At 41.6% G+C, this 12249-nt stretch carries 17 protein-coding genes and 1 tRNA gene; 3 read left to right on the top strand and 15 right to left on the bottom strand.

The window, feature by feature from the left end; genetic code table 11:
- Nucleotides 1-33 precede the first annotated feature (33 nt).
- Entirely contained in the window at nucleotides 34-1335 is a 1302-nt protein-coding gene (locus MSC25_RS19530) for an outer membrane protein transport protein (protein WP_248444379.1), read from the bottom strand.
- A gap of 281 nt (nucleotides 1336-1616) precedes the next feature.
- Here MSC25_RS19530 and MSC25_RS19525 point away from each other — a divergent pair, with 281 nt between their 5' ends.
- A complete protein-coding gene (locus MSC25_RS19525) occupies nucleotides 1617-1940 on the top strand; it encodes a hypothetical protein (RefSeq protein WP_029772472.1) in 324 nt (107 codons plus the stop codon).
- Here the strand turns inward: MSC25_RS19525 and MSC25_RS19520 are convergent.
- Together MSC25_RS19520 and MSC25_RS19515 are read right to left on the bottom strand one after the other, a co-directional pair.
- Entirely contained in the window at nucleotides 1900-3126 is a 1227-nt protein-coding gene (locus MSC25_RS19520; protein ID WP_029772471.1) for an HD-GYP domain-containing protein, read from the bottom strand. The genes MSC25_RS19525 and MSC25_RS19520 overlap by 41 nt on opposite strands.
- Nucleotides 3127-3277: 151 nt before the next feature.
- Nucleotides 3278-3352, bottom strand: a tRNA-Arg gene (locus tag MSC25_RS19515).
- A gap of 234 nt (nucleotides 3353-3586) precedes the next feature.
- On the opposite strand from MSC25_RS19515, the gene MSC25_RS19510 reads away from it, so the two are divergent.
- Complete coding sequence (locus MSC25_RS19510) at nucleotides 3587-3769, top strand: helix-turn-helix domain-containing protein (protein WP_248444378.1); 183 nt, start codon at nucleotides 3587-3589, stop codon at nucleotides 3767-3769.
- Here MSC25_RS19510 and MSC25_RS19505 read toward each other — a convergent pair.
- The 3 genes from MSC25_RS19505 to MSC25_RS19495 are packed head-to-tail and all read right to left on the bottom strand — an operon-like array spanning nucleotide 3766 to nucleotide 5486.
- Entirely contained in the window at nucleotides 3766-4572 is an 807-nt protein-coding gene (locus MSC25_RS19505; RefSeq protein WP_248444377.1) for a phosphotransferase, read from the bottom strand. The two genes, MSC25_RS19510 and MSC25_RS19505, sit on opposite strands and share 4 nt — an antisense overlap.
- A gap of 3 nt (nucleotides 4573-4575) precedes the next feature.
- The gene (gene pnuC, locus MSC25_RS19500) at nucleotides 4576-5193 is read right to left on the bottom strand and encodes a nicotinamide riboside transporter PnuC (protein ID WP_004588465.1); all 618 of its coding nucleotides are present in this window, start codon (nucleotides 5191-5193) and stop codon (nucleotides 4576-4578) included.
- 41 nt (nucleotides 5194-5234) lie between these two features.
- A complete protein-coding gene (locus tag MSC25_RS19495) occupies nucleotides 5235-5486 on the bottom strand; it encodes a hypothetical protein (protein ID WP_004588464.1) in 252 nt (83 codons plus the stop codon).
- Between the two features lie 98 nt (nucleotides 5487-5584).
- On the opposite strand from MSC25_RS19495, the gene MSC25_RS19490 reads away from it, so the two are divergent.
- Nucleotides 5585-5824 (top strand): DUF2960 domain-containing protein, encoded by a 240-nt coding sequence (locus tag MSC25_RS19490; RefSeq protein WP_004588463.1) that lies wholly within the window; start codon nucleotides 5585-5587, stop codon nucleotides 5822-5824.
- A 14-nt stretch (nucleotides 5825-5838) separates the two neighbouring features.
- On the opposite strand, the gene alr is transcribed toward MSC25_RS19490, so the two are convergent.
- From alr to rpsF, 9 genes are all read right to left on the bottom strand, one after another.
- Complete coding sequence (gene alr, locus MSC25_RS19485) at nucleotides 5839-6918, bottom strand: alanine racemase (RefSeq protein WP_248444376.1); 1080 nt, start codon at nucleotides 6916-6918, stop codon at nucleotides 5839-5841.
- Complete coding sequence (gene dnaB / locus MSC25_RS19480; protein ID WP_004588461.1) at nucleotides 6918-8297, bottom strand: replicative DNA helicase; 1380 nt, start codon at nucleotides 8295-8297, stop codon at nucleotides 6918-6920. Before dnaB ends, alr begins: the two co-directional genes overlap by 1 nt.
- A 113-nt stretch (nucleotides 8298-8410) precedes the next feature.
- Entirely contained in the window at nucleotides 8411-9349 is a 939-nt protein-coding gene (locus MSC25_RS19475) for a DUF4097 family beta strand repeat-containing protein (protein WP_248444374.1), read from the bottom strand.
- Nucleotides 9350-9358: 9 nt separating this feature from the next.
- Nucleotides 9359-9835 carry a hypothetical protein gene (locus tag MSC25_RS19470; RefSeq protein WP_248444372.1) on the bottom strand — a complete coding sequence of 159 codons (477 nt, stop codon included), beginning with the start codon at nucleotides 9833-9835 and terminating at the stop codon, nucleotides 9359-9361.
- Nucleotides 9828-10376, bottom strand: coding sequence for an RNA polymerase sigma factor (locus MSC25_RS19465; RefSeq protein WP_004588458.1), 549 nt, complete (start codon nucleotides 10374-10376; stop codon nucleotides 9828-9830). The genes MSC25_RS19470 and MSC25_RS19465 overlap by 8 nt, the downstream gene beginning before the upstream one ends.
- A gap of 210 nt (nucleotides 10377-10586) precedes the next feature.
- Nucleotides 10587-11039, bottom strand: coding sequence for a 50S ribosomal protein L9 (gene rplI, locus MSC25_RS19460; RefSeq protein WP_004588457.1), 453 nt, complete (start codon nucleotides 11037-11039; stop codon nucleotides 10587-10589).
- Between the two features lie 35 nt (nucleotides 11040-11074).
- Complete coding sequence (rpsR, locus tag MSC25_RS19455) at nucleotides 11075-11302, bottom strand: 30S ribosomal protein S18 (protein WP_002962753.1); 228 nt, start codon at nucleotides 11300-11302, stop codon at nucleotides 11075-11077.
- A gap of 12 nt (nucleotides 11303-11314) precedes the next feature.
- A complete protein-coding gene (priB, locus tag MSC25_RS19450) occupies nucleotides 11315-11632 on the bottom strand; it encodes a primosomal replication protein N (protein WP_004588456.1) in 318 nt (105 codons plus the stop codon).
- Between the two features lie 43 nt (nucleotides 11633-11675).
- Entirely contained in the window at nucleotides 11676-12017 is a 342-nt protein-coding gene (gene rpsF / locus MSC25_RS19445) for a 30S ribosomal protein S6 (RefSeq protein ID WP_004588455.1), read from the bottom strand.
- Nucleotides 12018-12249 lie beyond the last annotated feature (232 nt).

The following is a 12249-nucleotide window of genomic DNA, read 5'->3' as shown; positions in this document are numbered from 1 at the left end:
GTGCCCTGCGATTAACCTCAAGGCACAGCTACATTAAAACTTGTAGTTGTACTGAGCGCCAACAAGTACAGCGTGACCTTTAGATTCAAAAGACCATTGCTGAGGTAAAGTGTCACTTTCTACTGTTTCAGTGAAAGTTTGTGTTTTACCACGTAATACGCTCACACCTAAATCAACATTCGAGTTTTTATCAATCGCGTAATTACCACCAAAAGAGAACCAAAAACGGTCTGTATCAGGGATAGAAATTGATAGATGCTTCTGTGATACAGGCGACTCATCAAAGGCAAAACCAGCACGCAATAACAGGTTTTCGCTATATTGGTAATCAGCACCTATCGAGTAGCGAAGTGCGTCAGAAAAATCTTCCGTTTTTTCAAATGCGCTAAACTTATCACCCGTTGGACTCGTTACTTGCGCCTCTAACGAATCAAAGCTGCTCCAACCGGTCCATAGTACACTGTAGTGTAAGCCTAGTTTTTCATCTAGCTGGTGAGAACCAGAAAATTCAGCAATTGCAGGTAATGTAATCTCAACTGAGCCTGGTAGCTCAATTTGTCCGTCCAACCCACCATCAATGAATGTAGGTAGCTCATTAGAGTATTCACCTTTAAACGTGATGTCTGTTTCGCTACGGTAGTTAAAACCAAAACGGCTGTTTTCATCTAACTGATACATTAAGCCAATGTTTAAGCCATAACCCATATCATCGCCTTCAAGGTTAACAGCATCGGCACTTGCAGGAATAGACGCAATTGCAGGGTTTACTGGTGGTACTTCACCGAACTTACGAATAATTTTAGCCTCTGCATACACTGCATTTAGACCAATACCAAAACTAAACTGCTCTGATACTTTATAAGCAACACTTGCATTCATGTTCACTGTGAAAATTTCTGTCTCGCCAGCAATTTGACCAGCAGCATAGTCATCATCAAATTCGGTCGCAAGGCCAAAGTTAGAAAACGCGCCAAAACCAACCGATACTTTATCGTTTACAGGCATAGTGAAATAAGCAGCCGGAATAATCGCACTAGGAGCGATACTGTCATCATTTAATACGCTATTATCGAAACCATATCCGTTACCGGTTCCTTCTAAGCTCACATCTGGAATTACACCAATAGCAGCAACACTAAGTTGCTTATCTTTAAATAAAGTCATTAATGCAGGGTTGCGAGCAACAACAGACGCATCATCTGCGATAGATGCTTCACCTGCGTATGCACGGCCTAAACCTGACGCGTTTTGCTCTGCTAATTGAAACGCGGCTGCAAAACTATCAGCCGAAACAAATGCAAGCGAAGCTGCAATAAGAGTTTTAGAAAATTTCATTGTTGTGTCCTTAACCAAACAAGCGTTTGGGTATCTATGTGTTGTTATTAGGATTTTAAACTTGGCTACACTACCTTAATTTTTTATAAAAAACTGTAACAAAGCGACAAAAAACACCAAAAAACACGTTTTTTAACTACATTTTAACAACTATTTAAAACTCATCGGAGCAGAAATGTGTTATTAGAGTTTATACTCTAATTGTAATTAATTATCATTTAGATTGACTTGTAATTCCCTGCATTTTAAACTCATTACAAAATCACAAAGGAAGCAAATAGGTGATCATTTTACTTATTATTGCAGGGCTCATTTTTTGTGGCGCCAGTGTGTTTTGTTTTTATAAAGCAAACTATTGTGCCTGCACACAAGCCGGCCAATGCGATAACCCCGTAAACCATTACTGGTTAGGGGCCATGCTAAATGCATTAGTGTCGTTAGCTTTTTGCTGTATTGCACTGCATGTACAGCAAGGAACATTATTATGGCTAACGTTAATGGCGAGTTGTTTTTTAGGCGCTTATATTTCTGCTAAACGCGAAAAACTTAAGCGCTGTAAAAAAGCTAATTCAACAAGTGCTCTTTTAACAAACGAGCCAAATTAATTTGATAGTCGAGTGGCTTGATACTCGAGACTATTTTAATACTTTGATCAGGCTCATTTAAGTCTAAGTCTTTAGGGGTGACGTGGTGCCCGTGTTTAGCATTATAAAATAGCTTAACTTTAGGCTTGATGGGATTTGATTTATTGCCCTCGAGCACGAGAGCTAATCGCTCATTGGTTAATTTAACAATAGTGCCTACTGGGTGCACACCTAAACATTTAATAAAGTGCTGTACTAGCTCTGCATCAAATAGCTCTTTGTTAGCCAACAAATAACGCAGCGCATTAATGGGTTCATCCCCTTCTTGATGCGGTCTATCGGCTGTTAACGCATCGTACACATCAACAATCGCCATTATGCGCGCTGGGCGACTAAGCTTTTCAGCTGTAATACCACGCGGATAGCCTGAGCCATCTAATCGCTCATGATGGTTAACTATCATGTCGAGTATAAGGGGGGTAATGCCTTTTTCACCTTTAACCAAACCTAAACCTTGAGCCACATGGCGTTTTATAATATCCATTTCGCTGCTAGTGAGTTTACTTGGCCTAGAAATAATCCCCTGCGGGAGTTTAGCTTGGCCTAAATCGTGAAGTAACGCGCCCATAGCAAGCTGCTGCACAGCTTCTTCTTTGTATCCTAAATATTTAGCAAACACGGCGGTGAAAATAGCGCAGTTAATCATGTGGCGCCAATTGTAGCTATGTTTGTCTTTTATGCGGGTTAAAATGGTCATTGCACTGGTATTTCTAAATACCGAGCTGACTATATCGTTAGCCATTTCATCAATCACCTTTAAATTAACCGACAACCCTGTGGTTACATCGCCATACAAAGCTTGCAGCTTGCGATTATGCTGCTCAAAGTTGATGCTAGCTTTGGCAAATTCTTGCTCAAGGGTAATCGCAGGTTTTACCGCGGGTGGTTTTGTTTTACTGCTTGATGTGGTGCTCTTTTGTGGGGGCGCACTCTTAGGTTTGTACTTATCGGGTATGGCGGCATCGCCTTTGGTAAAGTCGATAAGCAGCTCTAAAACGCCTTCGGTTACTAAGCGTTTTATAATTGCCTGGTTTCGCACTAAGCCACTGGTTTTTATTTTTATACTGTTGAGCCCTTCATGCTGTTTGGTAACACTGTCAACAAACATACCTGGGGTGAGCTCTGAAATGGGTAACGCGATGAGCATGGCAGAAGCGTTTTCTACAATTAAATATGCCTACTAAATAGCATTATTTAACCCTAAAAGTCTACTTTTTGAGTTGAGGGCAATACCATATAACTATAAAGGACTACTAAAATGAAGGTAGACGTAAACAAGGAAAACAATAAAAAGCAAATGGCGCTCTTGCTAGGAATCGAACCTAGAACTTAGCCTCCGGAGGGCCACGTGATATCCATTTCACCACAAGAGCACATTTGTTGCTAAAACACTAACTCGCGATATCAATGCTTTAGCACTGGCAATAATAAAGAGATCTTTAAATAAATACCAGCATCATTGAGTTATATGCCTATAAATCAAACTGTTTTTGATAAAACACTTCACAACTTGCCAAAAACAAGCTATTTATTGGTATTCGATAAAAAAATAGTAACCGTTTGGCAACATGTTCTGAATGCTTACGGATTATATAGAGGATGTAATTATGAGTTTAATGTCGACTGAGCAAGTGGCTGAGTTTTTAGGTGCAAAAGCCGAGCGGGTAAAACGCCTTGCTCGTGAGAGCTTGCTTATTGCCAAGTCTGAAGATGAAAACGGTGAGCCCCAATTTGATGCTGACGAAGTAGCGAAGTACAAAGAGCTTGCCGCGCGTTTTGGCGGGCTTTAATCTTTTATTTCGCTTAATAACTTATTTAGCTGCGCGCGTAATGTGCTTGCCTTATTATTTATGTCGCGCTGCTCATACCACCCTATACACAACACCAAAAACACCACTTTAAAGTAACGTAGCTTGTCATAAGCGCAATAAAACTCACTGGGTATTGCTTGCTGGGCACTGTATTGCTCAAGCAAAGTGTGCTCTGCGTGCGCATTTAGCTCTAAGCTAACCGCAAGTGCCGCTAAATCGAAATACACGTCGTTTGTTTGCGCATATTCAAAGTCAATTAAATACATGCCACTTGAATTTACTATTAGGTTATCTTTAACTAAATCGTTATGACAAAAGCCACTGTTGTAGGGCATGTTACTAATGGCGCTTAGCGTATCTTCAATTAAGCGGCTGTGCTGTTGATATATATTGCTAGTAGCGTAATACGCAAGCTCTTTTGCAATATCCATTGGCTGTGTAGCTAGAGGGTAACTATGAACGCGTGCCAACTTCTCAACTAAGTCAATACTGTAATTATTAGTAGCAATATCACCACAAATATAGCGAAATGCAGCTCGCCTGTTAGCCTTATCGAGCCAAATGGGTTTAGGGCAAACGTTATGTTGGCTAAGTGCAGTTTGGGCTTGTAGCCCTATTTTAGGCCAATGCGATTTGTAGCATTTTAATAAGTAGTTTTGCTGTGCGGTTTTTATTAGGTAATTGTCGTTACTTAAACCATTCACTAATTTAGTGGTTTGTAGCACGTGCTCAGGTGCCACAAACTCACGACATAACGCGGCAATATTTGGATTACGATACATGCGTTATAATTGCGCTAATGGCTTAGCTTGGCTTTGCTCGTACTCTTCGTACCAGGTTTTAAATCCCCACGCGGCCATAATAGTGTAAAAAATAAATAGCGCGAGCGTTGGGTAATAGCCTTTTTCGTAATACAAATACATAGAGGCCGCATCAATAACAATCCAATACAGCCAGTTTTCGAGTACTTTTTTAGCAACCAAATACGTGGTTACCACCGCAAAACAGGTTGTAAAGCTATCTAGGTAGGCAAAATCGGCGTGGGTGTAGTTTTGCATTACATAGCCAATAATAATGGCCGCTAAGCTCGTAGCGCCTATAAGAATGGCGTGGCGTTGTGTAGACCATGAGGTAATACTAATATTATCTGCTTTGCCTTTGCGCCATACCATCCAGCCAAATACAGCCATGTACATGTAATAAAAATTGAGTAGCGACTCCATAAGCAGCGCGCCATTCCAGTACATTATGGTATAAATAAGCGTGCTAAAAAAAGCGGCAGGCCAACACCATAGGCTTTCTTTTATTGCCAGTAATAAATAAGCAATAGACAACCCTACCGCAATATATTCCCAATGCGACATTGCTGTAAAACCACTTAAGGTTTGTGTTAAAAAATCCATGTGTGCGGTTACCGTTTTTAATACACGTTAAATAAAGGCGATTACTCTGGAGATAAATCGCCAGATAAAAACTTACAAACAAAAATAGCCTTACCAAACTCTTCGTACGAGCGTTTAATCTCGGTGTTTAGCACTTGCATTACTAAATCGTAATCGCCAAAAATTTGCGTAGAAAGCGTATTGGTGATCACTTTTAAGTTGTCGTATTCGTTCAAACGGTCAATAAAGCCCTTAATAAACGGGATGTAATCTTGATGAAGTGGGTATTTACTGATCTCTACTGATAATTTCATTTTAAACTCTACTTTTAATTATTTGATTTCAACAAATCGTTCAATGCCAGTTCAATACAGTGTAAAATTACACTCACACTCAATTAGCTGAGCTTATTATGGCACGCAGAATAACCTATACATTTAAAAACCAACCGCGCGAAATTAACTTCGCAAAAGACAAATACCACGACATGTATCAAGCTATTGCCGCTGCCGAAGGTATTGATTTAACTAACTACTTAAACATGGTACGCCAAATAGAAATGACCTCAAAAGGCTCTTCGGCTGTACGTAACTTTCGTGACCAAGAATTTGCCCGCATGGGCTTTAGTGATATTTACTTTATTAAAGAATAAATATCACTTATTAACTATCGCTGGTACTCGTAACTTACGCGCGGTGTAATATTACACAGTAATTCGTAAGGGATAGTATCGGCGCAGTGGGCTATTTCTTCAACCGGAAGCTCCGGCCCCCACATTGTAACGCTGTCGCCTACTTTAACATTGTGCTCGTTTTCGCCTATATCAATGCTTATCATATCCATAGACACACTGCCTACAATACCGTAACGCTGCCCTGCAATCATAACCGGTGTGCCTTCTTTGGCATGACGCGGATAGCCATCGCCATAACCCATAGCCACTACGGCTAATTGGGTTGGTTTATCACTTTGCCAACGGCCTCCGTACCCTACTCGCTCATGGGCGGTAACATCACGCACTGCAATCACCTTTGTGGTTAAACGCATGACCGGCTTTAAATTGTGTTCTTGCCCTGTGCAGTTTGCCATTGGCGACACCCCATAAAGCATAAGTCCTGGGCGTATCCAATCACCGTGTCCTGCTGGCCAAGCTATAATACCGGCCGAGTTTGATAAACAATGTGCTTGATCTATGCCCTTTACAAGCGTATCAAATAAGCTAATTTGCTGCGCCGTTTTAGTATTGTGCGTATCATCGGCACACGAAAAATGGGTCATCAAATTAATGGTGCTTTTAGCATTGGGTGTGCGCTGCAAGCGACTATAAAACGCGTCAAACTGCTCCGGTGCTATACCTAATCGGTGCATGCCGGTGTTTATTTTTAGCCAGCAAGTAATTGGCGCATCTAAGGTGGCATTTTCTATTGCTGCAAGCTGGTTTTCGTCGTGCACAATAGTTTGAAAATTATTAGCCAATAAAATAGGTAAGTCGGCTTTATTAAAAAAACCTTCAAGCAGCACTATTGGCTTTGTTAAACCGCCGGCGCGCAGTGCGAGGGCTTCATCAATTCGGGCAACAGCAAAAGCATCAGCACTATTTAAGTGCTGGGCAATTTTTACTAAACCATGCCCATACGCATTGGCTTTTAATACCGCCATTATTTTGCTATTTGGCGCAAAACGTTTTACCTGCGATAAGTTATGCGCAAGGGCGGTTAGGTTAATTTCGGCAGTGGCTAGGCGCATTAGTATTCATCATCAACTGCTGGCCCCGCGTAATTATCAAAGCGAGAAAATTGCCCTTGGAAGGTTAAGCGCACTTTACCAATTGGGCCGTTACGCTGTTTACCTATGATAATTTCGGCGATGCCTTTTTCAGTGCTGTCTTCGTTGTATACCTCATCACGGTATATAAACATGATTAAATCGGCATCTTGCTCTATCGAACCCGACTCACGTAAATCTGAGTTAATTGGGCGTTTATCGGCACGTTGCTCTAGCGTACGGTTTAGCTGCGAAAGCGCAATAACCGGGCACTGTAACTCTTTAGCGAGCGCTTTTAATGAACGCGATATTTCGGCAATCTCTAAAGTACGATTATCTGATAAACTAGGTACGCGCATTAACTGAAGGTAATCGACCATGATCATACTAATACCACCGTGGTCGCGCGCTATACGTCTTGCACGTGAGCGTACATCAGTAGGTGTAAGCCCCGATGCATCATCAACATACATTTTGCCTTTTTCCATCAACAGCCCCATAGTTGATGAAAGACGTGCCCAATCGTCATCATCTAGCTGGCCAGTACGTACCTTAGTTTGGTTAATACGACCAAGTGATGCCAACATCCTCATCATAATTTGTTCAGAGGGCATCTCTAATGAGTAAATAAGCACAGGCTTGTCTTGCGTCATTGCGGCGTGCTCAGCAAGGTTCATCGCAAAGGTGGTTTTACCCATTGAAGGACGTGCTGCAACAATAATTAAATCAGAAGGCTGCATACCTGCTGTCATTTTATCTAAATCAGCATACCCAGTGCTTACACCGGTTACACCGTCTTGCGGCGACTGGTATAGCTCTTCGATTTTATCGACGGTTTTTTCAAGAATGTTATGAATGCTTTGCGGGCCTTCGGTACTTTTTGTACGTTGCTCAGCAATTTTAAATACTTTACTCTCGGCAAAGTCTAATAAGTCGTGGCTGGTGCGCCCTTCTGGGTTAAAACCAGCTTCGGCTATTTCATTAGCTACGCCAATCATTTCGCGTACTACCGCGCGCTCACGCACAATATTGGCGTATGCATCGATATTCGCAGCACTTGGGGTGTTTTTAGCTATTTCAGCTAAGTAAGCAAAACCACCAATGCCTGCTAGTTGGTTATTTTTTTCAAGACTTTCTGAAATTGTGATTAAATCTATTGGATCGCCCACTTCAGCAAGCGCGGTCATGGCTTCAAAAATAAGCTTATGGGTGCGGGTATAAAAGTCCTGCGCAACAACCAGCTCTGCTACGCGGTCAAAAGCTTGGTTATCAAGCATTAAGCCACCTAAAACAGATTGTTCAGCTTCTATTGAATGGGGAGGAACTTTAAGGGTATCGACTTGCTTATCTGGTTTGGCCATAACTTCACAGTACTAAAATTGAATGGCTCTATTCTATCGACTTGGCGGGGCTGTGCAAATAGCAAAGCAGGAAATCTTTTCCTGCTTTTTGTAATCATTAACGCTAATTAGCGTTATTTAGTTCGCAGCTCAATTCGCCCGCTTATAGTATCCATTTCAACACTTGCGCTGCCACCATTGGCACTAAACTCTAAATCACTAGAAGGGCCATATTTAGCTTTAGTCACTTTATCGTTGGTAACTTTATTAATAATTTTACCGTTGGCGTGCGCTTTAATCTCAAACTGAGCCGACACGCTTTGCGGGAAGTAAAAATCAGCATCACCACTTACCGACTCATAGCGAACATCAGCTCCTTTTAGCAACTCACTGATGTGTATTTCAGCTTCGCCGTTTACAGTATTAATACGTAAGCTTTTTATGCTCGATAATGTAAAATCGATATCGCCATTTACGTTTTCTAATCGTACGTCGTTTGCGGTTGTGCTTGATTTAATATCGCCATTTACGGCACTAAAACGCAGCTCTCCGCTTGATTGCTTATCGTTTATTTCACCGTTTACGGTTTCAAATTGAATATTGCCGCTTAAGTTCTGTGCGTTTACATCGCCATTTACGGTGCTTAATTTAACAGTGCCGCTAATGTCATCTACCGTAATTTCACCATTAACAACATCAACCTCAGCGCCTTTTTTAAGTGTTTTTGCAGTCACTGACACATTTACGCCAGCAAATTCTAAGCGACTGCTTTTTGGCATAAATACCGTTAAGTTAGAGCCATCTCCATTGTTACCCCACCCCAAATTGCGTGGCATTTTTACTATAAATTCGGTTTTATTGCCTGTCGTTTTAAGCTCAAACCCTTGTGCTTTATCATCAAGCTCGCCGGAGACTTTAAATTCATTTTTATCCCAGCCGGTTATGTTTACATCGCCGCGTTGGTTTTCAATAAAAATAGTGCCGCCGCTTGGCACCTCTATTTGCTTATCTATTTTTTCGCCCGCTAAAACGCTCAGTGGTAATAGGCTTAGCCCAAGTAAAATTGCTTTCATGTTATTCCCCTATATTTGCTGCCAACGCGGTGCATGCACCTTGTTAATTAAGTCGAGTTGTTGCTGGTAAACTTGCGCCAACATGGTCAGTAATGCCTGATTTTGTGGCTCGTTTTCAAGTGCTTGTTTAATTGCTTGCTCTGCTTCTTCAAGCTCTTGTAACTGTGCTTGCCAGTTATTGGTAAGTGCATCCTGGTTTTTGTACTGCACTAATAAACTTTGCTTTTGCGCTTTAAAATAATCGCTCATAGCAGCCACTTGGCTTGGCTCGTTATTGCTCATAAATATATTTATTGCTAATAACGCCGCTGCACTGCACGCAGCAATAGCGCTAAATTTAGGCCATAATGGCGCTTTAACAGCAGGTGGCTTAGCTGTAACTATGGCGTGCTCAATGCCCTGCCAAAGTGCTTTATTAGGCGCTATGTCTTTATTTAAATTGTTTAAAGACTCGTTTAAGTAGTCATCAAAATTTTGTTTACTCATACTCGTACCACTCTTGTAATAACTGCCTTGCACGATGATATTGCGACTTACTCGACCCCACTGCCATCCCCAATTGCTGGGCTATTTCTTCGTGGCGGTAGCCTTCAATGGCATATAAAACAAACACCATGCGGGCGCGCTCTGGTAGGCGAACAATTAATTTATCTAACCCGTTTAATCCCTTACAGCTTTGCGCGCTTTGCTCATCCATACCGCTTTGTTCTATGCTCACAACTTTGTTTAACCAGCTTTTGTGCTTGCGTACATAACTAATCGCAATGTTGCTTGCTACGCTATATAGCCAAGTAGAAAATTGTGAGCGCCCGTCAAACTGCGCTATTTTATGCCACACCTGTACAAACACCTCTTGGGCGGCATCTTCAGCGTGCGCTTCATCGGCCAATAAGCGCAAACATAAACCGTAAACACGCTTTATATGCAGCTCATATAATGCTTTATAAGCATTTTGATCCCCCGCTTTAACACGCTCAATGAGTGCAAGGTCGCATAGGGGCGTGTGCTCGGGTTTTGTGTGTAACATCCGTGATGTCGCCTTTTAATTATTTTTATTTAAAAACGTGTATTAATGAGTGTATTGATTACTAAGACGCAAAGACAGACAAGAAAGGTTTAAACTAATAATAAAAATAGTTAAATAATTTTATATAGAGCTATTAGATGGGTATTAAAGAGGAATTTTAGATACAAAAAAGCCGCGCTAAAAGCACGGCTTTTTGGGCTTAATTAAAAATTAAGCTTCAGCAATAACGATTACTTTAATAGTAGCTGTTACGTCTGAGTGTACTGCGATTGCAACGTCGAATTCGCCAGTTTCACGGATAGTACCGTGAGGTAAACGAACTTCTGATTTAGCAACTTCAACACCAACAGCTGAGATAGCGTCAGCGATGTCACGAGTACCGATTGAACCGAATAGCTTACCTTCGTCACCAGCTTTAGATACTAAAGTAACTTCTGCTAATGCTTCTAGTTTGTCAGCGCGTGCTTGTGCTGCAGTTAACTGTTCAGCGATTTTCGCTTCTAAGTCTGCGCGACGAGCATCAAACGTTTCAATGTTTGCTTTAGTTGCAGGAACTGCCTTACCTTGCGGGAAAAGGAAGTTACGTGCGAAGCCAGATTTAACAACAACCTGGTCACCTAGGCCACCTAGGTTAGCGATCTTATCTAGTAGAATAACTTGCATGTTTCTACACCTTTTAAAAACTGTTAATCCGCTGCTTACTTATGTAAGTCAGTGTATGGAAGAAGGGCTAAGTAGCGAGCACGCTTAATAGCAGTTGCTAGCTGGCGCTGGTATTTAGCGCTAGTACCTGTAATACGGCTAGGTACGATTTTGCCACTTTCTGTAACATAGTTTCTAAGAGTAGCTAGATCTTTGTAATCGATTTGTTGTACGCCTTCCGCTTTAAAGCGGCAGAACTTACGACGTCTGAAATAACGTGCCATGAGATTAATTCCTCAAATAATTCTTTCTATATGCTGAGCATGCAAAACCAATTGGCTAAGGCCGTTACGACCTTCGTGGCGATTTAAAAAACCACTCACTTGCAATGCCTGCCCAACGTGCAAATGTTGAGTCTGTTGTTGCATTTGCTTACCACTGGCAACAACCTGAAGCCTAACGTAACTATTACGGTTAAGATCTGCTTCGGTTTGCATCGATTTATGTTCTACAACAAAAATACAATGCGGTATGCCTGCAGGGCTTTGGCTAAACTTGGGTGTTTTACAAACAACCCCCGATATAACCAGCTGATTCATATATGGGCTAACCATTACACTAACTGCTGACTACGTGCCATGCTAGGACTCAAAACAATTAAGCAGCTGGTGCTTCTTTCTTCTCTTCTCTTGCAAGAGGAGACGCTTCAGTTACTGCATTTTTAGTACGCATAACTAAGTTACGAAGCACTGCATCGTTGTAGCGGAAAGTAGTTTCTAGCTCGCTGATTACTTCAGTAGGTGCTTCAACGTTCATAAGAACATAATGAGCTTTGTGAAGCTTGTTGATTGGGTAAGCCAGTTGACGACGGCCCCAGTCTTCAAGACGGTGGATAGTACCACCAGCTTCAGTGATAGAACCAGTATAACGTTCGATCATACCAGATACTTGCTCACTCTGATCAGGGTGAACCATGAATACGATTTCGTAATGACGCATGGATATTCCTTACGGTTAATAGAGCCTTCTACCGTTTCGGCCGGTCGGTTTAAGGCAAGGAATTAATAGTGTAAAAGCCGAAATGAGCGCGCATTTTACGCTTAGATGGATAATTAAGCAAGCAGGTTTTTTAAGCTTTGATAGATAAGTGTTAAAGCTATCAGCTATCAGCTATCAGCTATCAGCTATCAGCTATCAGCTATCAGCTATCAGCTATCAGCTATCAGCTATC

It is taken from the genome of Pseudoalteromonas sp. 1CM17D (assembly GCF_023161805.1).
In the GTDB taxonomy this organism is placed as follows: domain Bacteria; phylum Pseudomonadota; class Gammaproteobacteria; order Enterobacterales; family Alteromonadaceae; genus Pseudoalteromonas; species Pseudoalteromonas atlantica.
This window is presented reverse-complemented; position numbering and strand designations above follow the sequence as displayed.